Here is a 23,280-nt window from a genome sequence, read left to right on the forward strand (position 1 = left end):
GAGAGTGCCCTATCTTATGGCAAGCGGTCGACTCGATTTATTTATCGCCAAGCTGCCTCTTCATACCGTCGTACTTACCTTGAATTGCTCGGAGAAGGCCTCCGATCTGCTGTCGATTCCCCGCAATACGAAGCTGACGTTAAAACGGGGCGGCATCAAGCAGCAAATTCAACTGCAATTTCTAGAAGGTCGGGAATGCTTCGCCGACTTCATGGAGATGAACTACGCGCTTGCTCGCCGATTTCGGCTTACCGCTCTGCGCAGATACACGCTTGATTACAATCCGAACGATCAGTCATTAACGATCAACCCCGCTCCTCTCAGCGAGACGGTAGCCTTGATCGCTTCCGGATCGATCGCCGCTGGCAGCTTGTCCGTCGGATACGAGCTGTTGTCCAGGCTCGGCATTCCCGAGCGCCAGGGCTCCATCATCAAAGTCCGCAGCGGCAAGCACCTCGTGAAGCTTCATCTGCATGTTCCGGCCAATCTGTCGGACGATCGACTCCGTCTGTCTTCGCAATGGCTGCAGAGGTGGAAGCTCGCTCCGAGCCAGAACCACATGCTGCAATTCGATCAGCGTACTTTCACGCTGAGCATCGCCTCCGCTTCAAGCATCGGTCGTTGACCGCCCAGTATAGTCGTAAATAACGGGGCTCGAAACAACATCGGTCGAAGCCCCTGAACAAACAAATGGCGGCACAAGGATTTCCCTAATGCCGCCAATTTCATCAACCTATTTTTTTCGCGCCGTTAGATGCCATTCAAGCCATCTGGCCCTGTCGCCCTGCGATCAATCGCACTGTTCCGGCGCTTCCGCAGGCTTCGCCGCTTCCACGTCGATTTTCTCCGACACGGTATCGCGAATAATCGAGATAATCGACTGAAGCATATAGTTAACGTCCACCTGACTCTGCTGGAACTGCTGCACGATAGGTATGCCGTCCAACTCGTCCTGAAGCACGCTGATTTCCGCTTCGATCTTCTCGACCATCGCCGGATTTTTGAACGTATTCTGGAACGCCACGAGTTCCTTTTGCTTTTTCTTGATTTGGACAATCAGTCCCTGAACCCGTTCATGCGATTGAATCCGTTTCTCCGCTTGCTGGTAGACGTTAACTTCTTCCGCCGTCGTAATCAGATTGGCCAACTCGCGGGCTCTGTTCAAAATATCCTCGCGAAGAATCAGCTCCCGATTGTCAAACGACGGCATGGAGCAAGCCCCTCCGTGGTGATCGTGGTCGTGGTCATGTTCGTGACCGTGTGCATGTGCTGACATATCCTTCTTCCTCCCGGCTTTCGTCTCATCTCTCGCTTAAGTCTCGTTTAAACCTCGGTTTATCCCGCTTGGCTTGGCATCGCAGGTTCCGCTACAACTTCCGCTTTTAAGTACCAAGTCTGCGCATACGTAATTTTCACTTGGACAAACTGTCCGATCCATTCCTTATTCCCTTCAAAATGAATCAGCTTGTTCGAGCGGCTGCGACCGGACAACACGTTCGCCTTGTTCTTGCTTTCTCCCTCTACAAGCACCTCGATCACCTGGCCGACAAGAGATCGATGATGCTCAAGCGACAGCTCTCCGATAACCTCGTTCAGGCGGGCAAGCCGCTTCTGCTTTGCCTCGTAAGGCACGTTGTCGAGCATATCGAACGCCGGAGTCCCTTCGCGTGGCGAGTAAATATACGTAAAGGCCGACGTGATTCCCGCCTCACGCACAAGAGACAGCGTCTCCTCGAACTGCTCTTCCGTCTCTCCCGGGAACCCGACAATAATGTCGGTCGTCAGTACCGCATTCGGAATGTTCTGCCGAATCCGCAACGCCAGATCCAGAAAACGCTCTCTCGTATACTTGCGGCTCATCCGCTTGAGTACCTCCGTGCTTCCGGACTGCATCGGCAGATGAATATGCTCCACCAGATTGCCGCCTTTGGCCAGCACTTCGATCAAGTGATCGTCGAAGTCGCGCGGATGCGAAGTCGTGAACCGAATACGGGGAATATCGATTTTGCGAATATCGTCCATCAAATCCCCGAACCGATAATCCCGTTCCTCAAAATCTTTGCCATAGGCGTTGACGTTCTGCCCCAGCAGCGTAATTTCCTTAAAGCCCTGGCGTGCCAGGTCGCGCACCTCGGCGATGACATCCTCGGGCAGCCGGCTCCGCTCTTTCCCCCGCGTATACGGCACGATGCAGTACGTACAGAACTTGTCGCAGCCGTACATAATGTTGACCCAGGCGCGCAGCCCTTCGGTCCGCTTCTTTGGCAGGTTTTCGATGATGTCGCCTTCCTTGGACCAGACGTCGATCACCATCTCCTTACCGAAGTGAGCCTCCTGCAGCAGATGCGGAAGACGATGAATATTATGCGTGCCGAAAATCAGATCCACATGCGAATGCTTCTGCATAAGCCGATTCACTACCGACGCTTCCTGCGACATGCAGCCGCACACGCCGAGAATCAGCTCGGGACGTTGCTGCTTCAGCACCTTCAAATGTCCGAGCTCGCCGAACACCTTATCCTCCGCATTCTCCCGTACCGCGCACGTATTAAGCAGAATGACATCGGCGTCCATCCGCTCCTCCGTCGGCTCGTAGCCCATCTCCTCGAACAAGCCGCGCATCACTTCCGTGTCGTGCTCGTTCATCTGACAGCCGTACGTATAGATCAAATATTTTCTCCCGAGACCCAGCGTCTTCAGCTCGTCCGGCACGGCGTTCTCGTAAAGAACTTTGACCTCTTCCTTGCCACGCTGCTTCTCCTGCCTGTAGTCCGGTTCGGAGACGATATGAATATCCCTTCCGTTCAGACGGATCGTTCGGCCGCTGGCATCTTCGGAAATGACTTTGGCGCCGGAGAAGTCAAAGTACTTGCTGTAATCTTTGGCTTGATCTGCCGACTTCGGCTTGTTGGAGGCCTCCTGCGTCATGAGCGTTCCCACTTCCTTTAGTAAAGGTGATTCAAAAATTCCGCCGAACCTCTGAACTCACCATATAATCGATTCCGCATTTGAAGACGTAATGAAATGAAAGCATCAATAAAAAATTATAGCACAATGCATCACTTGAATCCATGCACTTGCGAGAAGACCTTCTCCCTGAACGAAACAAGGGGAAGGTCTTCCGCTAGGCTATTCCGCTTTCACCGGCTTCAAAGTCGATTAGTCCACGATTTCCCCGAAATCGCCGGTATTCACGCCTGCCGCGTTGCCCTCGTCGGTATCGATATGCATGTCCAGCGCGAAGCTATCCGAGACGCGGGCCACCACCTGCTCGAACACAACGCCCCTCTCTCCGCCGACTCGCACTTTCAGAAGCTGCTTATCGCCAATGCCCCAACGTTCCGCATCCGACGTATGAAAATGAATATGGCGCGCTGCCACGATCACGCCTTGATCGACGGTTACTTCGCCTGCCGGCCCAACGATGCGAATGCCCGGGGTGTTCTCGATGTTGCCGGACTCCCGTACAGGCGGGTTTAAGCCGAGCGAGAAAGCGTCGGTGCGAGACACTTCCAGCTGCGTCGCTTTGCGGGCCGGTCCAAGAATGCGCACTTTAGGAAAAGAGCCCTTCGGCCCGAATACGGCAACCGTTTCATTCGCGGCGAATTGTCCTGGCTGCGACAGCGGCTTGAACTCCGTCAGCTTTGCTCCAGCTCCGAACAATACCTCCACATGCTCCTGGGACAAATGAATATGACGCGCCGATACGCCTACGGGTACTTTTTTGCTCTCCGCTTCGCTCATGAACAACCAACCTTTCTCACAAACTAGGATATAACCCCAGTATAACGCAAGAAACGCGCGGGACAAACCCGCGCGCCTCTTCCGAGCGGCCCAAAACGGGCCTTATTTGAATTCCGCCAACAATTTGTCAAAGTCTTCGTGCGACAGGGTCAAATCCTGCTTCGCCAGCGCCTCCGTACCGAACCCGACCGCCAAATCCTCGTACGACTTGCGTTCCTTGTTCTGATAGATCAAACCGGTCAGCATGCCGTGCGTTTCCATGATCTTGTTCATTGCGGCAACCCGATTGGACGGATCGTAGTCCGGGAACTGGTCGAGATTGACGATGTTCTCCTTGAACCAGTCGTAAGTATTGATCTTATTGAAGGTGACGCAAGGGCTGAACACGTTGATCAACGAAAACCCTTTATGGGCAAGTCCTTGCTCAATCAAGGAAGTGAGCTGCTTCAGATCGCTTGAGAACGACTGGGCGACAAACGTCGCACCGGCCGACAGCGCAATCTCCAGCGGCGACAGCGTCGTCTCAATCGAGCCTTCCGGCGTCGACTTCGTCTTAAAGCCCTCGGCGCTGCGCGGAGAGGTCTGGCCCTTCGTCAAGCCGTAAATCTGGTTGTCCATGACGATGTACGTGATGTCCAGGTTGCGGCGGATCGCATGTACCGTGTGACCCATGCCGATCGCGAAGCCGTCTCCGTCGCCTCCGGAGGCGATGACCGTCAACTCGCGGTTCGCCAGCTTAACGCCTTGAGCGATCGGCAGCGCGCGTCCATGAATACCGTGCAAACCATAAGCGTTAATATATCCGGAAATTCGACCCGAACAGCCGATTCCCGAGATGACCGCAAGCTGTTCCGGCTCCAGGCCGACATTCGCCGCAGCGCGCTGGATCGCGGCTTGAACGGAGAAGTCTCCGCAGCCCGGGCACCAGTTCGGCTTCACATTGTTGCGAAATTCTTTAAATGTGGCCATCTTAAATCAGCTCCTTGCACGCTTTGTGGATTTCCGAAGGCAGGAACGGCGTTCCGTCGTACTTCAGCATATTGCGGATTTTATCGTGATAGCCGAGATTCAGCTTAATCAGATTGGCAAGCTGCCCTGTCGCGTTGTTTTCCAGAACGACAATCTGCTTCGCCGCATCGAGATGAGGCTTAAGCTGCTCGCTCGGGAACGGATGCATCTGGCGCACCATCATCTGATTCGTCGTAATGCCCTCCGCCGCCATACGGGAACGAGCTTCCTCGACCGTTCCGCCCGTCGATCCCATCGAGACGATAAGCAGTTCGGGATTCGCATGAGCGGCATCGACCTTCACCGCGTCCGTGATGCGCAAATTTGCGATTTTGCCAAGACGTTTGTCCATCATTTTCTCACGGTTATGCGCGTTCTCCGATGGCCGCCCCTCCTGATCGTGCTCGACGCCAGTGACGTGGTGAAGTCCATGCTTGGCTCCCGGAAGCACGCGAGGAGAAATACCGTCCTCCGTAAACTCGTACCGTTTGAACAGACGGTTATCTTCGTTAGGCGGCAGTTCCTCGGCGACGAGCTTGCCGCGCTTGATGGCAATTCTCTCGTAGTCAAGCCGCTCGGACGTCTGCTTGCCGAGCGAGAGCTGCAAATCCGTCGCGACAATGACAGGAATCTGATACTCTTCAGACAGGTTAAAAGCTTCGATCATATCGTAGAAGCATTCCTCAATCGTGCTCGGAGCGACGACAAGCTTTGGAATTTCCCCGTGCGTGCCGTTGATCAGAGCATTGATGTCGGATTGCTCCTGCTTCGTCGGCAGACCTGTGGAAGGACCGCCGCGCTGCGTATCGACGATTACGAGCGGCGTCTCCGTCATTCCGGCCAGGCCGATCGCCTCCATCATCAGCGACAATCCCGGACCCGCAGAAGCCGTCATCGTGCGAACGCCCGCATAGTTAGCGCCGATCGCCATCGTCACCGCAGCGATTTCGTCCTCCGTCTGCACGACCGTTCCGCCGAACTTCGGCAGCTTTTTGATCAAATATTCCATAATTTCGGACGCAGGAGTAATCGGATATGCCGACATCAGGCGGCAGCCGCCCGCGATCGAGCCGAGCGCCAGCGCCTCGTTGCCGATCATGAACAGCTTGATCTTGCCGTCCGCGTCCTCCAGCTTGAACTCGTCAAGCGGACCTCCCGCCTGCTCCAAAATAAACTCGGCTCCGCGCCGCACCGCCTCCACGTTTTTCTCCACGACGGCCGGCCCTTTGCGTCCGAATTCTTCTTCCACCGCTTTATTAAATACTTCCATGGGCAGGCCGAGCAGCCCCCAGGATGCCCCGGAAGCAACCATATTCTTCATGAGAGAAGTGCCCAACTCTTCTGCGATAGCCGTAATCGGAACTGCGAACAGACGCGCTTGCACGCCTTCCGGAATCGTTGGAGAGAACTTCGCATCCGCGACCACGACGCCGCCGGGACGAAGCTCGCCCGCGTTCAGATCGATCGTCTCTTGGTCGAAGGCAACCAAAATGTCCAAATCGTCGGATATCGCCCGAATCGGCTTTGTGCTGATCCGAATTTTGTTGTTCGTGTGTCCGCCCTTGATCCGCGAGGAAAAATGCCGGTACCCGTAAAGGTAGTAACCCAGACGGTTGAGGGCAGTAGAGAAGATCCGGTCTGTGCTTTCCACGCCTTCCCCTTGCTGGCCGCCAATTTTCCATGACAGTTGACTGATCACAGTGCCCATCTCCTCTTAATCTCTGGTTCGTCCAATTTCGACAGATTTACCCAATGATATTTTATTACCCGTATAAATCTTATGTTTTACGAACGTAAAATGCAAGACATATTCGCTCAGCCGACACATAACAGTTTGCGATGAAAACGTTCCCAAATAGAGAACGTTTTACCTCGAACAGTTCAATTAGGTAGATTTGTTGTCAAATACCGGATGGCATTGTCCTCCAAAATGCCGCGCACAAAGGTTTCCGGGTAACGTTTCAGCATCGCTTCTATCAGATCCGGGTAACAGCCGGGATGCTCAAGTCCCTGAACATAGCTGGAAATGCCGTCAAAATCCGAACCCAACGCCACATGCTGTTCGCCGCCCAATGCGCACATATGATCGATATGGCGAAGAACGTCCTCAATTCGAGCCGGATCAGTCTTCGCAGCAAACCACGGCACAAAGGTGATGCCGATAAGCCCATCCGCGGCAATAAGCGCCCGAATCTGCTCGTCGGTCAAATTCCGCGGATGATCTACGATCGACCGGGCATTCGAGTGCGAAGCCAGGAATGGACGGGTTGCGCGCTCGGCCAACTCCCAGAAGCCGCGGTCGGAAAGATGGGACACATCTAATAGGATGCCCAGATTTTCACATTCCGTAATCAGTTGCCTGCCTGCTTTCGTAAACCCGCCTCCTCGCGGCTCCAACGCTCCGTCGCAAGCCCAGTTCGCGCCGTTCCAGGTCGGTCCGAGCAACCGCAGCCCCAGCCTGTGAAGCAGCCGCAGCATCCACATCTTGCCCTGCAAAGCCCCGACTCCTTCCAAGGAAAACAACGCGCCGATCCGCCCCTGCTGACCGGCCTCCGCCAGATCGGCTGCGCTACGTATCAACTTAAAGCCTTGCTTCGCGAGAACGTCGCTCCAAAACAGCTCCGCTCCGTGGAATAGCGCTTCCGGATTTTGCAGTTCCTCCGGCAGGAACAAGGGAAAAACTTGCACGGAGACGCCCGCCTGCCGCAGCCTTCCCGGAGTCGCATCGAACGGCGTCCGCTCCCCTGGCTTCGGGTCTTTCCACTCTATACCGGGGTTCTCAAGCAGCTTGCACAGGACATCGGCGTGCAAATCCACGATTCTCATTTGTCGTTCCTCCCCAACCCGTCATTGTCCGTACATGCCGTACGTGCACAAAAAAACCTGTCGCATCGATCATGCTCCGCCTCGGCGCTTCCGCCGAATCGCTCGCATCATCAAACAACAGGTCAACAGCTTCTCGTCGGCGGATTATCTCGGCTCTACGATCAGCTTAATCGCCGTCCGGTCTTCTCCGTCGATCACAATATCCGTGAATGCCGGGATGCAGATCAGGTCCACTCCGCTCGGCGCCACGAATCCGCGGGCGATCGCTACCGCTTTGACCGCCTGGTTAAGCGCTCCGGCACCGATCGCTTGCAGCTCGGCAGCGCCTCGCTCGCGAAGTACGCCCGCCAGTGCGCCTGCTACGGAATTTGGATTGGACTTTGCGGAAACCTTTAATACTTCCATGACCAGTACCTCCTCTTATGACAACCCGCCTATCGGCTCATCGGTTGCATCGGGAATTCATCGGAAATCGAAGGATGGGCCCACTAAGGCATACTTATTCGTTAACCCTTTCAATAATTCCTTCTTTTCCCGCACGGTACGATCATGAAATCGCCTAAAGCGGCTCTCGTCGGTTAAACGGCGATCCAGGAATCCTCGTCCACGCTAATATTTTGCACCTTAACCGCTTTGCCGGTCGCATCGTCGATATCCACAAATACGCCGTTCAGCGTCCATTTTCCTTCGGCCACCGTAAAGCGGCCCGGCATGCCGGTAATAAAGCGACGCAGCACCGTTTCCTTCTCCATGCCAAGCACGCCGTCGCGAGGTCCGGTCATACCGGCGTCGGTCAAATAGGCGGTTCCTTCGGGCAAAATTCTCGCATCGTTCGTCTGAACATGCGTATGCGTGCCGACGACAAGAGATGCGTAGCCGTCCAGATGCCAGCCCATCGCAATTTTCTCGCTCGTCGCCTCCGCGTGAAAATCGACCAGCACGCACTTCGTTTGGCGGCGCAGAGCTTCGATCTCCTCGTCCGCGGTTCGAAACGGGCATTCCGCCGGCGGCAAGAACGTTCGGCCGATCAAATTCACAATGCCAAGCTCCTTGCTTCCGACCTTAACGATCATGCTTCCGCGCCCTGGCGTACCCCGCGGCAAATTAGCCGGCCGAACGATGCGCGGCTCATCGTCGATAAACTCGAAAATATCGCGATTATCCCATGTGTGGTTGCCCATCGTGATGCCGTGTACACCCCACTCGTACAGCTCTCGCGCGATCGCCGTGTTGATGCCCCGTCCGCCCGCTGCGTTTTCCCCGTTGGCAATGATGATATGCGGTTGATACTTGTCTTTAATCCATGGCAGCAGCCGTTTGACTGTATCTCTGCCTACATTGCCGACGATATCGCCGATAAATACGACCTTCATTTCTTTCACGCTCTCTTTCCGTAACTCCGTATAAAAAGGGAAAAAGCGGCTGCGTGTTGTCGCAGCCACTTCTCCGCCTTCCCTGCATTTCGCGCCTTATTTGGCGTATTCGACCGCACGGGTCTCGCGAATGACCGTAACTTTAATGTGCCCCGGATAATCCAGTTCACCCTCGATCTTCTTCGTAATATCCCGAGCGAGACGGAACGCCTCCGTATCGTCGATTTTCTCCGGCTGCACCATTACGCGAACCTCGCGTCCGGCTTGAATCGCGTAAGACTTCTCGACGCCTTCGAAAGACTCCGAGATCGCCTCCAGCTTCTCCAGCCGGCGAATGTAAGTTTCCAACGTTTCGCGACGGGCTCCCGGGCGGGCTGCGCTAAGCGCATCCGCGGCTCCTACGAGCATCGCGATAACCGAAGTCGCTTCCTCGTCGCCGTGGTGAGACGCGATACTGTTAATGACTACAGGATGTTCCTTGTATTTCTTGCCCAACTCCACGCCGATCTCGACATGCGAGCCTTCCACTTCGTGGTCGAGCGCTTTGCCGATATCATGAAGCAAACCCGCGCGCTTGGCAAGCGTGATGTCCTCTCCCAGCTCCCCGGCCATCAAACCGGTCAAATAGGCGACTTCCATCGAATGCTTCAACACGTTCTGTCCATAGCTCGTCCGGAACTTCAAGCGGCCGAGAATTTTGATCAAATCCGGATGCAAACCGTGAACGCCCACTTCGAACGTCGCTTGTTCGCCATACTCCCGGATCCGTTCGTCCACTTCCTTGCGGGACTTCTCAACCATTTCCTCGATGCGGGCCGGGTGAATCCGCCCGTCCGCAACCAGCTTCTCTAGCGCAGTTCTGGCGATCTCCCGACGAATCGGGTCAAAGCCCGACAGGATAACCGCTTCCGGCGTATCGTCGATAATCAGATCGATACCGGTCAACGTTTCCAGGGCGCGAATATTACGGCCTTCCCGACCGATAATTCGTCCCTTCATCTCTTCGTTCGGCAGGGCGACGACGGATACCGTCGTCTCCGCCACATGATCCGCGGCACAGCGCTGGATCGCGAGCGAGATGACGTCGCGTGCTTTCTTGTCGCCTTCTTCCTTCGCCTGCTGCTCGATTTCCTTGATCATCTGCGCGGTCTCGTGGCGCACTTCCTGCTCCACGCTCGACAGAATGAGCTGCTTGGCATCTTCCATCGTCAGATTGGATATCCGCTCCAACTCGGCAATTTGCTGCTTATGCAGCGCTTCGATCTGGTCTTGAATCTCTTCGACTCGCTTCTCTTTGTTGGCGACTTGCTCCTCTTTGCGCTCCAACGCTTCGAGCTTGCGATCCAGCGACTCTTCCTTCTGCAACAGCCGCCTTTCAAGACGTTGAATTTCGTTGCGGCGCTCGCGAATGTCGCGTTCCGCTTCGTTACGGAGTTTGTGCACCTCGTCTTTGGCTTCCAGCACCGTTTCCTTGCGTACCGCTTCCGCTTCTTTTTTAGCCGCTTCCACGATCTGTACCGCAGCCGCTTCGGCGCTGGAGATTTTGGCTTCCGCAATGGATTTGCGTACGACATAACCGATCCCAAAGCAAAGGACGCCAACAACGAGAACGATCAAGATCCAGATCCATGGCTCCATCATGGTCTTTCACCTCCTCGTTGCATCACCAAGGCAACCGCTTGGGGATACTTATTCAATTGATTTCCGGTTTCCAAACCGTCTAAATACGTGTGAACAAAGCAAAAAGTGTCGTAAAAACGCGCTCCGAATCGCTTCTTGGAAGGAAAAAGCGGCCGGAGTGGGAAGATGGAATACAAAATCATTTTATCTTTTGCGAAAATGGATTGTCAAGCAACGTCCGAATGCAAATACACATTTGTTACAACTTGGCCCCTTCGGGGTCCCTTATTGTTCCAGATCGTAATCCTCATAAAAATCATCTTCATCCATTCCGTCCGACTGCGCCTCGCCTGCCTCCGCCGCCGCTTGCTGCGCCGCCATCCTTGCAAGACTGTTCGGAAAGCCCCTTCGAAGCAGCATTCCCATCAGTTTCATCTGGCGTTCCCGGTCATTTCCTTTGGTCGACGGCCATCGCTTGCGGGCCAGTGCCAGCGCGGCTTCCCGCTCTACATCGCCATCCAGCTCGCCAATCGCTTGCTCCACATCTTGACGATCGACGCCTCGCTGCAGAAGCTCCTGCCGAATCAGCATCCGCCCTTTGCGCTGCCCGACCGCTCGCTGCTCCGTAAACCTTTTGGCGTAGGCCGAGTCATCCAGCATTTTCATCTTCCTCAGACGCTCTGCGCACGCCTCTGCGACCTCCGCTGCATACCCTTTCCGCTTTAATGCCATCATCAACTCCGCAGTCGTGCGCGCCTTCCTCTCCAGCATGAGCAGAGCAGCTCTGTAAGCCTCCTCCTTCTGCTCGTCCTGCCTGAGCACCTCCACCTCTTCCGCCGTCAGCCTACGCCCCCTCAGCAGTCGTCGGCTCACCAGCGTATCCTCGTGTATGGTAAGCACCGTCTCCTCATGTAAGGGACGGGCCGTCGCTTCATTCCAAGTAGCTGCGCTTTCTTCAGACTGGACCAAATCCGTCTTCTTCGCACGCTTCGCAGTCTGCGCCCCGACAATTAGCGCATCGACCTCCGAGTTCCAATCCCCATATCTTTCATCGGCATCCGCATTTTCGTGCGCAGTTTCTCCAAAGTTATCTTCCGTTTCCAGTCCCGGTTCCGTGCCAAAATCGAGCTTAAGCGTTACACGGTACATATGAGGTTTCTTCGGGTGCGCCTCTACACCCGTCACGACCGCTCCTGCAATTGGCAGTTCTATGTGCTTGTCCTTATCCATCGGTTGCCCCTCCCTCCAAACGCAAAGGGCGGCATCCAATGTGCCGCCCTCGGTTATATTCGATTAACCCGCTTTCTCATCTTACTGCTCTTCCGCAAATTCCTCATCATCTTCGTCTTCGTCGGCGGAGAACGAAGTTGCGGATTGGTTGACCACAGCCGCCGGACTAAGCAACAGATCACGAATCTGCTTTTCGATTTTGTCGGAAATTTCCACATTATCCTTCAAATACTGCTTCGCATTCTCGCGGCCCTGACCCAAACGTTCGCTATTATAGGAGAACCAAGCGCCGCTCTTCTGAATGATTTCCTGCTCGGTCCCGATGTCGACGATGCTGCCGACCTTGGAGATCCCTTCGCCGTACATGATGTCCACTTCCGCCTGCTTAAACGGAGGAGCCACCTTGTTTTTCACGACCTTGATCTTTGTCCGGTTGCCCACTACGTCGTTGCCTTGCTTGATTGCCTCTACGCGACGCACGTCAAGACGTACGCTCGCATAGAACTTCAGCGCCCGTCCGCCCGGAGTAACCTCCGGATTCCCGAACATAACGCCAACCTTCTCGCGCAACTGGTTAATGAAGATTGCCAGACACTTCGACTTGCTGATGGCCCCGGACAGCTTCCGCATTGCCTGAGACATCAAACGCGCCTGCAAACCGACGAACGAATCGCCCATGTCTCCTTCAATTTCCGCTTTCGGAACGAGTGCAGCTACCGAGTCCACAACGATAATGTCAACCGCGCCGCTGCGTACGAGAGCTTCCGCGATTTCCAGCGCTTGCTCCCCCGTATCCGGCTGAGACAGCAGCAACTCGTCGATGTTGACGCCCAAATTTCTCGCGTACGTAGGATCGAGCGCATGCTCGGCGTCGATGAATGCCGCCGTGCCGCCCGCACGCTGAACTTCCGCAATGGCGTGCAGCGTCACCGTCGTTTTACCCGATGATTCCGGACCGTACACTTCTATAATCCGCCCGCGCGGATAACCGCCGATGCCGAGTGCGATATCGAGCGCCAGCACACCGCTGGATACTGACTCTACCGCACGCTGAGCACTTTCTCCCAATTTCATAACAGAACCTTTACCGAATTGCTTCTCGATTTGACGCAAAGCCATGTCTAATGCGGCGCGACGATCCGACAACACACCCACATCCTTATCTCTTTTGATAGTTTTATCATACCGCTTTTCTATTCGTTTGCCAAGCTTTTTAAGAACATTTGTTCGATAAATTTGCAAAAAAGAACCGCAGCAAAGTAATCTTCGCTACGGTTCTTCCGCAACTTTCTAGTAAACTTTAACATACCGGTCCGAAGATTGACAACCCTCGACAAAAATCTGTCACAATTTTTCCCGCCGTTCCGGTAGGTCAGGTAGCTCCGGCAGCTCGCGCAAGTATCCCGTCTTCATCAGCTTATGGCCATTATCCCCGCGGCTCAGATAAGGATACCATTCTCCGTACCTCTCTCTTCTGCCCGCCGGCAAAAGTAACAAGCTTGGACTGACACCCTCGCCTGAAACTAAGCAACGGAACACATATACCCTTTCTGAACGAACGGGATATTGACGAAAGAGGCTGCAAATCGACAACCTGCCTCGACCACGGTCATCCTGACCGAACGGGATAATGACCATAAGGCGCCTATAACACGTCTACCACGCCCCATACACACAGCCATCCTGACTGAACGGGATATTGACCATAAGACGCCTAAAACACGTCTACCACGCCCCATAACACAGCCATCCTGACCGAACGGGATAATGGCCATAAGACGCCTAAAATACGACTACCGCGCCCCACACACGGTCATCCTGACCGAGAGGGATAATGGCCAAAAGAGGCGTAATTAACGCCCCCCCTTACCCGCCTGCATTCCCAACTCAGCCACTCAGCCGCCAAGCAACTTAATCTCGCCGTTGTCCCGACAAAGACTGCCACAGCATATATAGAGCACGTTTCGTCGCCCGAAGTCGAATGCCCTCCCGATCGCCGGACAGCTGCAGCTTCTCCACCCGGGTTTCGCGCCCGCGCTCGGCCAAGCCGACGTAAACAAGACCAACCGGCTTATCCTCTGCGGCAGCCGGCCCCGCATTGCCGGTAACCGACAGCGCAAAGTCCGTATCGAGGGCCGACCGCGCGCCTTCCGCCATCGCCAAAGCCGTTTCGGCGCTAATCGCTCCGGGAGCGCCATCTCCCTCCAGCAGTTCCCGAGATACGCCGAGCTGCCTCATTTTTACCTCGTTGCTGTACGAAACGATGCCCCCTCGGTACACCACAGCGCTTCCTGGAACCGTCGTGACCAGCTCCGACACCATACCGCCGGTGCAGCTTTCCGCAAGCGCCAGCGTCCTCTGCTGCGCCGTCAGCAGCCTCACCACGGCCGCTTCGATCGGCACGTCCTCCTCAGCGAACAAATAGGCCTCCGTGCGATCACGGATCTTCACAAGAGTCGGCTCCAGCTTAAGCGCAGCCTCCTCGATGCTCGCCGCTTTCGTCGACACGCGAACCGCGACCTCTCCTTCCTTGGCGTAAGGAGCGATCGTAGGGTCCTGCTGCGCCTCAATCAGATCAAGCAGCAGATCCTCCAGCATCGACTCGCCGATTCCCGCAAATTTCAACATAACGGAATGCAGCGAATACGCCGGTCCTAATTGCTCGCGCAGCCACGCAGAGCCGTCGTTGTCGAACATCGGCTTCATCTCCCGCGGCGGGCCCGGCAGCAGCAAATAAAACGTTCCGTCCGCGTTAAGGGCGTTGCCGACCGCCAAGCCCGTATCATTGCGCAGAGGCGTGGCCCCTTCGACCAGCAGCGCCTGGCGCCGGTTGCTTTCGATAAAGGCGCCTCCCCTGGCCGCGAACATTTTCATAATCTTGTCCATCGTCGGTTCGTGCAGCTCGATTCCTCTGCCCAAATATTCGGCAAGCGCGTCCCTGGTCAAGTCGTCCTGAGTCGGCCCCAAACCGCCCGTGAACACGAGCAGGTCCGCTCTTCCGCGCGCAATGCCGATTGCTTCTATCAACCGCCGTTTATTGTCGCCTACTACGGTCTGGTAATAAACATCAATGCCCAGCTCTGCCAAACCTCGCGACAGATACTGGGCGTTTGTGTTTACGATTTGACCGAGAAGCAGCTCCGTACCTACGGCAATAATCTCTGCTCTCATAAAACCGCACCTCATGCAGTCCGGGGCGAATCCCGATACGTAGACGAACTCGAAGGCCGCCTCGCTCAGTCCGAGACCGGAATCAAATTTTTGTTTTTCAGGAAGTAATCGATGCCCGAATAGACGGTAATCAGCACGGCTGCCCACACGACAACAAGGTCGATGCGAAGATCGATGAAGTTAAACGGAAAATTGTTAAGCAGCAGCACGATAATCATCGTAATCTGGATCGCCGTCTTCCATTTGCCCCATTTGCTTGCGGCCAGCACAGCCCCTTCCAGCAGCGCGACCTGCCTGAGACCGGTTACCGCCCATTCCCGGCTAATAATGATGATCGCCACCCAAGCGCCGAGCTTCTCCATCTCTACAAGGGCGATCAAGACGGCGGCCATTAGCAGCTTGTCTGCGAGCGGATCGAGCAGCTTGCCGAGATTAGTTACGATTTTGCGCTTCCGCGCGATATAACCGTCCAAGCCGTCGGTGCTAGCTGCGATAATGAACAGCAGCAAAGCGCACACCTGATTGTACGAAATCGAATATTCGCCGATCGTGAGCGATCCCAGGTCCAGCTTAACCAACAGGAAAATCGTGACGATCGGCACGAGAAAGATTCTGGCAAGCGTGATCCGATTCGCGAGATTCACGCGATTCCCTCCCCTGACAAATCGTACTCGTATGCATGCGTAATCCGCACCTTGCTCATTTGCCCAATCTCCACAGGGCAGTTCGTAATGAACACTTCCCCGTCCACTTCCGGAGCGTCGTATTGGCTGCGGCCGATGTATACATCGCTGCGCCCGTCGTAACGCTCAACCAACACGTCCATCGTCCGGCCGACATATTTTGCAGCGTTCTCCTTGGCAACCTCCCGTTGAATTTCCATCAACGTATTGGCGCGGAATTGCTTCACCTCGTCCGGCACCTGGTTCGGCAGCCGGTTCGCCGGAGTATCCTCTTCCTGAGAATACGTGAACACGCCCAGCCGGTCGAACTTGATCTCGCGCACAAACTCGCACAGCCGCTCGAATTCCTCCTCCGTCTCTCCGGGGAAGCCGACAATCATCGATGTGCGCAGCGCCACATCCGGAATTCGGGAGCGAATTTTACCGACCAATTCGCGTACGTCGCGCTGACGGCCAGGCCGGCGCATTCTTTTCAGAATCGCATCCTCGCTGTGCTGCAGAGGCATGTCGATATAGTCGCACACCTTAGGGTTGGCGGCGATCGTCTCGATCAACTCGTCCGTGAAAAAGCCCGGATAGGCATAATGCAAGCGCACCCACTCGATGCCCGGCACTTCGCTTACCCGATTGAGCAACTCTGGCAACCTGAAGCCTTCGTACAGATCGGTCCCATAATTCGTAGAGTCCTGTGCAATCAGGCTGACTTCCTTAACGCCCTGCTTTGCAAGATTGTCTACCTCGGCCAAAATCGATTCGATCGAGCGGCTGCGGAATTTCCCCCGCATAATCGGAATGCTGCAGAACGTGCAAGCGTTGTCGCAGCCTTCGGCAATTTTGACGAATGCCGTATGACGCGCCGTGCTCAAAATTCGCGGCATCGCTTCTTCGTAGTTGAACACGGGGTTGCCGACATAGACCGGCTTCGCTCCCCGAAGCGCTTCATCGATAATATCGTTGATCCGGAAGAAATCGCCCGTTCCGACGATTCCGTCAATCTCCGGCATCTCATCCATCAGTTCCTTCTTGTAACGCTGCGTTAAGCAGCCCGACACGATGAGCGCCTTAAGGCGAGCCGTCTCTTTCAACTCTGCCAAATTCAAAATCGTATTTACCGACTCTTCCTTAGCCGCGTCGATAAACCCGCACGTATTTACGATAACGACTGTCGCATCCTCAGGCTTCTCTACCAGCTTAAAGCCTCTTTGGTGGACGAGTCCCGACATAATCTCGGAGTCGACCAAATTTTTCTCGCAACCCAGCGTGACGACACTGACCTTCTCTACCATCGATGACTTCCCCCAAACGTACGTCCGTTGTGATATCCACAACAGTATAAACGAACCCGCTGAACGGTGTCAAAAACAGACGCAGTTAACGATAATTCGTAAATTGCAACTCCAACGGCAATCCCGCTCCTTTAAGCAGCGCCATGACCGATTGCAAGTCATCCTTGCTTTTGCCCGTAATTCTGAGCTGTTCGCCTTGGATTTGGCTTTTGATCTTTAATTTGGAGTCGCGAATCAATATATTGATCTTCTTCGCGTTCTCCTGGTCGATTCCCTGCCTGAGCTTGATTACCTGACGCACCGTGCCTCCGGAAGCCGGTTCAATCTTGCCGTAATCTAGATTAAGAATCGGCACGCCGCGCTTGATCATTTTCGATTGCAGAATATCCACGACGCTCTGCAGCTTAAAATCGCTATCCGACACCACGATCAATTGATCGTTCTCCAGCTTGATGTCGCTCTTGCTTCCTTTAAAATCGAAACGAGTTTCAATTTCTTTCAAAGCTTGCTGAACCGCGTTGTTCATTTCCTGCATATCCACTTTCGATACGACGTCAAACGAGTATTCCGATGCCATCTGATCCTCTTCCTCTCATCATCTATTGCCCATTTATAGCTTTATTATATCATGATTGCTCACTAGGATTAAAACAAAAAGCCCTCCGCAGAAGGCTTTTGCTTCTAATCGTTTCCTTGCGTTCCGGCCGTCGAGCCCTCGACAGGCGTAAAAATATACTTCGTCGAGCCTGCGGCATTACCGTCGTCGAACGTTGCATCGTCCACATAGAATGTCACCAAATCCGTTCGGCCCACGTTGACATAGAGCGGCTTGGTCAGCTCGAACGTCAGCGGCGAGTCCGTTGCAGCTGCGTTTTTGGAGAACAATACCTTTCCGTTCCGGTTGTCCTCACGCACCTCGACCCAAGCTCGTCCAGCGACCTCCAACTTCAGCTTATGTCCCGCTCCCGATGTAACGTCATAATAATTGATGCTTCCGACCTTCTTCACAAAAGTCAGTGCGACCGGATCGGCCGAAGGCGTCAAAGACGGAGTTGAAGAAGGCGTAACGCTCGTCGTCTCGGAAGGCAAGCTTGGAGTGGTCGTTTCCGTCGAAATCGGAGGATTGGAGTTGAGTTCCGGCGTATCCGGCTCTTTATTGTTGGTCCAATACACATAAATAACGGCGGCGATCAAGATTGGAAAAGCCCACATCAAGATCGAGACCGCGACTTTGCCCCATCGATCGTTATGCTGCACGCTTCGGCGTCTCGGCTTGATCATCGGCTCGGGAATTACCGTCTCCGACGATGGCGGCTGCGGCAGCTCCTTTTGATAAAGGCGAAGCACCTCTTCGGCATCCAGCCCCACCGTCTCAGCGTACGTTTTCACGAATGCACGGACGTAAAAAGAACCCGGAAGCACTTTGTATTCGCCCGTTTCAATCGCTTCCAAATATCTTTTGCGGATTTTCGTGTACTCCTGAATATCGTCCAGCGAGTATCCGCGCTGCTCTCGCGCTTTGCGCAGCAAAGCGCCCAAATCGGACATGCGTCTCACCTCCCGGCATCATCATATACTCTAGAAATCGTCGCCTAACCCGGCGGTTGTAAACTTCTCGTATGTAATCTCTTCGTCCGGCGTATTGCGCAGCTCCACGATACAGTCGAACACGTCGTAATCGAATTGGGATTCTCTAACAAAAATGTCCGGGTGCTCGATGACCTTCGTCGACGGCATCGCCATAATCTCCTGCAGCAGCGTATAATGCTTCTCGTTCGAACGGATCGTGCTCACGATTCCGTCAATAATGAAGACGTTGTTCGGGTTCATCTCATCTTCGGACAGTTGGCTTCTAACCGTCTGTCTGAGCAACGTCGATGAAACAAATGCCCAGCGTTTGTTCGCGCATACGCTGCCCGCGATGATCGATTCCGTCTTGCCGACCCGCGGCATGCCCCTGAGCCCGATTGTCTGATTGCCGTCTTTTTTGAAAATCTCTCCGAGAAAATCGACCAAAAGTCCCAGCTCGTCTCTGGTGAAACGAAACGTCTTCTTATCGTCCGAATCGCGCTCGATATAACGGCCGTGACGCACCGCCAATATGTCGGTCAGCTTGGGCTCGCGAAGCTTGTTGACGGTAATGTTATCGACCTTGCGAAGCATCTTGCCCAGCAACTCGATCTTCTCATCGTCATCGGTTTGCAGAAGCATCCCTCGCGTCCGATCCTCTACGCCGTTAATCGTTATGATGTTGACTTCCAGCATCCCAAGCAATGAAGCGATATCGCCTAGCAACCCCGGGCGATTTTTATGAATTTTGTATTCCATGTACCATTGTTTGGGTTCCATCTTACACCTCATTATAAATTACGGAAAATAATGCTGAATATAGCAATCTTAGGCGACGGCTGTTCCTGTTCGTCCGCCCTTCTCCCTTATTCTACAACGCTCCTCAATATCCTGCAAAATAAAACCGATTATTAATCCAAAAGTCCTATAAAATTCGAAAAAACGATAAAAGCCCGTATGGACAGAAAAGCCTCCACACGGAGGCTTTCCCGAGCTATGGCTCGGCTTAAGTGCTGCTGTCGGCGAGTTTCACCATCATCCGGGCCATCGTCTTGCGCTCGGTTTCGTCGCCTACATCCCAAAGCTCCTTCAGAATCCGCTGCTCGTCGTTTTTCGGATCGACCTTCTGATCCAAAAACTCGCCGATTTCATATGCCAGCTTGGAGATGGCATCCTCGCTGATTCCAAGCTTCTTGGCCGCCTCCACGCGATCGCCCAAAAACTTCTTCCATGCATCGAAATTACTGAGTACGGTTGACATTGAGCAGCCTCCTTGCGGGGTTGGAATAAAATCGCCCAATGGTAATGTACCCGCAATTCGGGGGTTTCATGCGTTCTGCTGTCCCGTTCACCATTTCGGCAAACCGTTCCGCCAGCCGCCTACATCCGCCAGCCGCCGTTCAGTCCTAACGTCTGTCCAGTGACGTATCCGGCTTCCTCCGATACGAGATAACGTACCAGTTGCGCCACTTCTTCCGGAGCACCTAATCTGCCTGCCGGGATTTCCTCGCACAGCGCCCGCTTGTCCTCGGGATCGAGCGCAGCCAGCATATCAGTCTCGATCGCGCCCGGGCTGACGGCATTAACCGTCACCCCGGCCGAAGCCCACTCCCGGGCCAGCGATTTTGCCAGCGCGTTTAGCCCGCCTTTGGTTGCAGCGTACACCGCCTCGCCGGCAGCGCCGCTCTCGCCCCAGATGCTCGAGAGCAGCACGAGTCTTCCCCATCTGGCCCATCTCATCGATGGTCCGAAATGACGGGCAAGGTCGTATGCGCTTTTTAAATTCACGCTCATTAGATCGTCCCAGACCTGCTGCTCCGTATCGTCAAGCAACCCGTAATGAGCCAGGCCAGCGCAGTGTACAACGACATTCGGCTTCCAGCCCAGACCGTCCAGTCGCTCCTTTAGCTCTGCGACCGCCGCGCTCGAACGCAAGTCTGCTTGCAGAACCGCAGCTTGGACGCCGAAGCTGCGGCATTGCGCAGCCACCTCTTCCGCAGCGCCCGCAGCCGCGTGGTACTGCAGAGCGACGTCTGCGCCCTCCGCCGCCAATTGCCGGACAATCGCGGCGCCAATGCCGCGAGAGGCGCCCGTCACAAGGGCAATACGCTTCAAGTCGTACCGCTTTGTACGACGGAGACGGCGCGCCGTTCGGAACGGGCGTGCTCCTTGGCGCGTTCGTTAATTTCGTCCAACGTCAGGCTCTCGTACGTCTCGACGACCGTAAACAGATCACCGCCCCGATGGCGGTATCGGGTAAATTCACCGGCGATCGCTTCCGGGCTGTTCATCATCCTCAGGAACGCCCCGATCTTCTTGCGGCGCGCACGCTCGAAAATTTCCGCAGCGATTCCCTCGTTAGCTGCCGCATACAACGCATCGCTGACGCGCTTCACCATTTCGTCGGGATCGCGCGTCTCGCCTCCGATCATCGAGAACGCATAGCCCGGTCCCGTATTGTACTCGTGACCGAACCCGTCGGAAATTAGATTTTCGTCATACAGCTGCTGGTACAACGCCGTACTCGAGCCGAGCACCGCCTCCAGCATCAGCTTGGTGGCAAGCTCGCGACGCATCGCCTCGTTGCTGTCGTGAGGCTCATCCTTGAATCCAAATAAGCATTTCGGCAGCGAGACGGGCAGTTGCAGCTCTTTCCGTTCCTGCTTCACCTGCGGAGGTTCCGACTCGAAATGACGCTTGATCTCCCCGCCGGGAGGGAACGTTTTGCCGGCCTGATCCTTCTTGACGCGAGCCAGCGTCTCTTCCGGATCGACTCCGCCAACGACAAAGAGCGTCATGTTCGACGGATGATAAAACGTATTGTAGCAATCGTACAGCATTTCCTTCGTAATCGAGCGGACGGAATCGGCCGTTCCCGCAATATCGATATGCACCGGATGACGATCGTACATCGCCTCGATCAACCCGAAGTAAACGCGCCAATCCGGATTGTCCTTGTACATATCGATCTCCTGCACGATAATGCCTTTTTCCTTTTCCACGTTCTCGTCCGTAAAATAAGGATTTTGCACGAAGTGCAGCAAGGTGTCCAAATTCGCTTCTACCTCGCCGGTCGCCGTAAACAGATATGCCGTCCGGTCGAAGCTCGTGTACGCGTTAGCTGAAGCGCCCTGTGAAGCGAATCGGGTGAAAATGTCGCCCTCCGGCTCTTCGAACATCTTATGCTCGAGAAAGTGCGCTATGCCGTCCGGCACCTTAATCGTCTCGCCGTCAGGACGCGTAAAATGATTATCTACCGAGCCGTACTTCGTCGTAAATATCGCGTACGTCTTTGTAAAGCCAGGCTTAGGCAGCACGAACACTTCCAAGCCATTATCCAGCTTCTCGTGCCACAGCGTCTCCTGCAGCTTCGGATAAGCTTGCTTTGCCATGCTCACCCCTCCTCCTTCCGGTCGCGCAGGAAGTAGATCGTGTCGAGCGCAACGCCTTGCGCCGCTTCCGTCGCCATCTGCGGCGTTACCGCCATAATCTCCGCGATAAAGCTTTCTCCCGTACGATTGGCGCCTGAAATCACGTTGCTGAAATCGAAAGCGATTCTCTCGAACGCCGAGTCCTGTATTTCCCGCAGTTGACCTACGATCATGGCTTGCGTCCGTTTCAGATCCTCTTCCGCAAAGTCGCCTTTTTTCATCGCTTCAAGCTGCTCCTTAATGATCTGCACCGCTTTCTCATAGTTGGCGATCTCAATGCCGGATTGCAGCGTCATAATGCCTTTATGGCCGTCCAGCCTTGAAGAAGCATAATAAGCGAGACTCGCTTTCTCCCGCACGTTCACGAACAGCTTCGAATGCGGAAATCCGCCCAGCAGCCCGTTGTAGACGAGCAGCGAAGCGTACTGATCGCTGCCGTACGTCGCCCCGACGCGCAACCCCATATTCAGCTTGCCCTGCCCGACGTCCAGCCGCTCGACGATTGTCTGTACTTCCGAACGAGCCTCTCTGAGCTCGGGTTTGGCATAAGCCGAAGGCTCTCCCGCCGGAAGCCGGAACGCTTTCTCGGCCAGAGCCTGCACCTCCTCCAGCGTCGTATCGCCCGATACGTACAAATCAAAGGAAGCCTCCTGAAGCCAGCTTTGATAAGCCTCGTATAGCTTGGCGGCATCGTAATGGGCCAACTGTTCTTTTTTTCCCAAAGCCAGCAACCGGAACGGTTCGTCCTTGCACATCTCCTCGACGCAGCGTTCTGCCGCGTAACGGATTTTATCGTTGATAATCGCGTCGATTCGTTTGGCGACCGTCGTTTTCTCCGCTTCTACGTACTTCGCTTTGAAGTGCCCCTCCTCCTGAGCCGGCGCGGTCAACACTTCGCCAAGAAAAGCCATTGCCTCCCCGAGCAGCGACTCGGAAGACGATACGAAGCGATCATTGATCATGTCCAGTCTGAACTGAACGATCTGATGGTCGCCTCTCTTGTACAGATCGAAGCCGAAACCGGCCCCGTACAGATCGTCCAACCGTTCCCGAAAGGAAATCGTCTTCGGATAAGAGCGCGTTCCGCGTCTAAGCACGAAAGGAGTCAGAGCGACGGAAGTGACGCGGTCTTCCGACAAGGGAACGCCCGCGAACAACGACAATGCGAACGTTTTAAAACGTTTCGTGGGCAGCACATGCAGCCGCAGTCGCCCCAACAAGCCTCTTTGGAACTGTTCGGACATCATCTCATGCTCCTTTAAACGACATAATTTCAACTCGCTGCAAACCGCAGCTTTCCAGCCCCATTCTACCTGATTGGACGAACAGGAAGCAAATT

22 protein-coding genes are annotated in these 23,280 nt (G+C 54.7%); 1 reads left to right on the forward strand and 21 read right to left on the reverse strand.

The genetic code is table 11. The features are described from left to right. The first annotated feature begins 16 nt into the window (after positions 1-16). Entirely contained in the window at positions 17-625 is a 609-nt protein-coding gene (locus J4772_RS16190; RefSeq protein WP_209076159.1) for a hypothetical protein, read from the forward strand. A 165-nt stretch (positions 626-790) separates the two neighbouring features. Here the strand turns inward: J4772_RS16190 and J4772_RS16195 are convergent, their stop codons facing one another. The 21 genes from J4772_RS16195 to yfmF form a co-directional block, all read right to left on the reverse strand. Further along, positions 791-1,276 (reverse strand): YlbF/YmcA family competence regulator, encoded by a 486-nt coding sequence (locus J4772_RS16195; RefSeq protein ID WP_209076161.1) that lies wholly within the window; start codon positions 1,274-1,276, stop codon positions 791-793. A gap of 59 nt (positions 1,277-1,335) precedes the next feature. Next, the gene (miaB, locus tag J4772_RS16200) at positions 1,336-2,928 is read right to left on the reverse strand and encodes a tRNA (N6-isopentenyl adenosine(37)-C2)-methylthiotransferase MiaB (RefSeq protein ID WP_116059593.1); all 1,593 of its coding nucleotides are present in this window, start codon (positions 2,926-2,928) and stop codon (positions 1,336-1,338) included. A gap of 231 nt (positions 2,929-3,159) precedes the next feature. Continuing rightward, the gene (locus J4772_RS16205) at positions 3,160-3,744 is read right to left on the reverse strand and encodes a phosphate propanoyltransferase (RefSeq protein WP_209076163.1); all 585 of its coding nucleotides are present in this window, start codon (positions 3,742-3,744) and stop codon (positions 3,160-3,162) included. Between the two features lie 102 nt (positions 3,745-3,846). After that, entirely contained in the window at positions 3,847-4,713 is an 867-nt protein-coding gene (locus J4772_RS16210) for a 2-oxoacid:ferredoxin oxidoreductase subunit beta (RefSeq protein ID WP_116059592.1), read from the reverse strand. 1 nt (position 4,714) lies between these two features. Then, the gene (locus J4772_RS16215; RefSeq protein WP_116059591.1) at positions 4,715-6,451 is read right to left on the reverse strand and encodes a 2-oxoacid:acceptor oxidoreductase subunit alpha; all 1,737 of its coding nucleotides are present in this window, start codon (positions 6,449-6,451) and stop codon (positions 4,715-4,717) included. 182 nt (positions 6,452-6,633) lie between these two features. After that, on the reverse strand, positions 6,634-7,578 hold the full coding sequence (locus J4772_RS16220) for a dipeptidase (protein ID WP_209076165.1): 945 nt from the start codon (positions 7,576-7,578) through the stop codon (positions 6,634-6,636). Between the two features lie 144 nt (positions 7,579-7,722). After that, positions 7,723-7,983 (reverse strand): stage V sporulation protein SpoVS, encoded by a 261-nt coding sequence (gene spoVS, locus J4772_RS16225; protein WP_027084382.1) that lies wholly within the window; start codon positions 7,981-7,983, stop codon positions 7,723-7,725. Positions 7,984-8,156: 173 nt separating this feature from the next. Beyond that, positions 8,157-8,951: a TIGR00282 family metallophosphoesterase gene (locus tag J4772_RS16230; protein WP_209076167.1), complete on the reverse strand. Its 795-nt coding sequence runs from the start codon at positions 8,949-8,951 to the stop codon at positions 8,157-8,159. 96 nt (positions 8,952-9,047) lie between these two features. Continuing rightward, on the reverse strand, positions 9,048-10,589 hold the full coding sequence (gene rny / locus J4772_RS16235; RefSeq protein ID WP_116059723.1) for a ribonuclease Y: 1,542 nt from the start codon (positions 10,587-10,589) through the stop codon (positions 9,048-9,050). A gap of 267 nt (positions 10,590-10,856) precedes the next feature. Then, a complete protein-coding gene (locus tag J4772_RS16240) occupies positions 10,857-11,801 on the reverse strand; it encodes a regulatory protein RecX (RefSeq protein WP_209076169.1) in 945 nt (314 codons plus the stop codon). A gap of 81 nt (positions 11,802-11,882) precedes the next feature. Then, the gene (gene recA / locus J4772_RS16245; protein WP_116059588.1) at positions 11,883-12,947 is read right to left on the reverse strand and encodes a recombinase RecA; all 1,065 of its coding nucleotides are present in this window, start codon (positions 12,945-12,947) and stop codon (positions 11,883-11,885) included. 765 nt (positions 12,948-13,712) lie between these two features. Further along, positions 13,713-14,972 (reverse strand): competence/damage-inducible protein A, encoded by a 1,260-nt coding sequence (locus J4772_RS16250; RefSeq protein ID WP_209076171.1) that lies wholly within the window; start codon positions 14,970-14,972, stop codon positions 13,713-13,715. A 65-nt stretch (positions 14,973-15,037) separates the two neighbouring features. After that, complete coding sequence (gene pgsA, locus J4772_RS16255) at positions 15,038-15,616, reverse strand: CDP-diacylglycerol--glycerol-3-phosphate 3-phosphatidyltransferase (RefSeq protein ID WP_116059586.1); 579 nt, start codon at positions 15,614-15,616, stop codon at positions 15,038-15,040. Further along, positions 15,613-16,941, reverse strand: coding sequence for a 30S ribosomal protein S12 methylthiotransferase RimO (gene rimO / locus J4772_RS16260; RefSeq protein ID WP_116059585.1), 1,329 nt, complete (start codon positions 16,939-16,941; stop codon positions 15,613-15,615). Before rimO ends, pgsA begins: the two co-directional genes overlap by 4 nt. An 85-nt stretch (positions 16,942-17,026) precedes the next feature. Continuing rightward, entirely contained in the window at positions 17,027-17,518 is a 492-nt protein-coding gene (locus J4772_RS16265) for a YajQ family cyclic di-GMP-binding protein (RefSeq protein WP_116059584.1), read from the reverse strand. A 104-nt stretch (positions 17,519-17,622) separates the two neighbouring features. Next, positions 17,623-18,489, reverse strand: a complete 867-nt coding sequence (locus tag J4772_RS16270; protein ID WP_209076173.1) for a helix-turn-helix domain-containing protein — start codon at positions 18,487-18,489, stop codon at positions 17,623-17,625. Positions 18,490-18,519: 30 nt separating this feature from the next. Further along, positions 18,520-19,290: a DUF3388 domain-containing protein gene (locus J4772_RS16275; protein WP_116059582.1), complete on the reverse strand. Its 771-nt coding sequence runs from the start codon at positions 19,288-19,290 to the stop codon at positions 18,520-18,522. Between the two features lie 226 nt (positions 19,291-19,516). Continuing rightward, complete coding sequence (locus tag J4772_RS16280) at positions 19,517-19,771, reverse strand: DUF3243 domain-containing protein (RefSeq protein ID WP_116059581.1); 255 nt, start codon at positions 19,769-19,771, stop codon at positions 19,517-19,519. Between the two features lie 119 nt (positions 19,772-19,890). Continuing rightward, complete coding sequence (ymfI, locus tag J4772_RS16285; protein WP_209076174.1) at positions 19,891-20,625, reverse strand: elongation factor P 5-aminopentanone reductase; 735 nt, start codon at positions 20,623-20,625, stop codon at positions 19,891-19,893. After that, positions 20,622-21,902: an EF-P 5-aminopentanol modification-associated protein YfmH gene (yfmH, locus tag J4772_RS16290; protein WP_209076176.1), complete on the reverse strand. Its 1,281-nt coding sequence runs from the start codon at positions 21,900-21,902 to the stop codon at positions 20,622-20,624. The genes ymfI and yfmH overlap by 4 nt, the downstream gene beginning before the upstream one ends. A 2-nt stretch (positions 21,903-21,904) precedes the next feature. Beyond that, entirely contained in the window at positions 21,905-23,188 is a 1,284-nt protein-coding gene (gene yfmF, locus J4772_RS16295; RefSeq protein ID WP_209076178.1) for an EF-P 5-aminopentanol modification-associated protein YfmF, read from the reverse strand. Between the last annotated feature and the right edge of the window lie 92 nt (positions 23,189-23,280).

Origin of the sequence: Cohnella sp. LGH, assembly GCF_017671885.1 — a bacterium.
GTDB lineage: Bacteria > Bacillota > Bacilli > Paenibacillales > Paenibacillaceae > Cohnella > Cohnella phaseoli.

Coding starts and splice junctions, on each gene's coding strand:
- J4772_RS16190 (WP_209076159.1), top strand. CDS start 17: ATGGCAAGCGGTCGACTCGATTTATTTATCGCCAAGCTGCCTCTTCAT.
- J4772_RS16195 (WP_209076161.1), bottom strand. CDS start 1,276: ATGTCAGCACATGCACACGGTCACGAACATGACCACGACCACGATCAC.
- miaB (WP_116059593.1), bottom strand. CDS start 2,928: ATGACGCAGGAGGCCTCCAACAAGCCGAAGTCGGCAGATCAAGCCAAA.
- J4772_RS16205 (WP_209076163.1), bottom strand. CDS start 3,744: ATGAGCGAAGCGGAGAGCAAAAAAGTACCCGTAGGCGTATCGGCGCGT.
- J4772_RS16210 (WP_116059592.1), bottom strand. CDS start 4,713: ATGGCCACATTTAAAGAATTTCGCAACAATGTGAAGCCGAACTGGTGC.
- J4772_RS16220 (WP_209076165.1), bottom strand. CDS start 7,578: ATGAGAATCGTGGATTTGCACGCCGATGTCCTGTGCAAGCTGCTTGAG.
- spoVS (WP_027084382.1), bottom strand. CDS start 7,983: ATGGAAGTATTAAAGGTTTCCGCAAAGTCCAATCCAAATTCCGTAGCA.
- J4772_RS16230 (WP_209076167.1), bottom strand. CDS start 8,951: ATGAAGGTCGTATTTATCGGCGATATCGTCGGCAATGTAGGCAGAGAT.
- rny (WP_116059723.1), bottom strand. CDS start 10,589: ATGGAGCCATGGATCTGGATCTTGATCGTTCTCGTTGTTGGCGTCCTT.
- J4772_RS16240 (WP_209076169.1), bottom strand. CDS start 11,801: ATGGATAAGGACAAGCACATAGAACTGCCAATTGCAGGAGCGGTCGTG.
- J4772_RS16250 (WP_209076171.1), bottom strand. CDS start 14,972: ATGAGAGCAGAGATTATTGCCGTAGGTACGGAGCTGCTTCTCGGTCAA.
- rimO (WP_116059585.1), bottom strand. CDS start 16,941: ATGGTAGAGAAGGTCAGTGTCGTCACGCTGGGTTGCGAGAAAAATTTG.
- J4772_RS16265 (WP_116059584.1), bottom strand. CDS start 17,518: ATGGCATCGGAATACTCGTTTGACGTCGTATCGAAAGTGGATATGCAG.
- J4772_RS16270 (WP_209076173.1), bottom strand. CDS start 18,489: ATGTCCGATTTGGGCGCTTTGCTGCGCAAAGCGCGAGAGCAGCGCGGA.
- J4772_RS16275 (WP_116059582.1), bottom strand. CDS start 19,290: ATGGAACCCAAACAATGGTACATGGAATACAAAATTCATAAAAATCGC.
- J4772_RS16280 (WP_116059581.1), bottom strand. CDS start 19,771: ATGTCAACCGTACTCAGTAATTTCGATGCATGGAAGAAGTTTTTGGGC.
- yfmH (WP_209076176.1), bottom strand. CDS start 21,902: ATGGCAAAGCAAGCTTATCCGAAGCTGCAGGAGACGCTGTGGCACGAG.
- yfmF (WP_209076178.1), bottom strand. CDS start 23,188: ATGATGTCCGAACAGTTCCAAAGAGGCTTGTTGGGGCGACTGCGGCTG.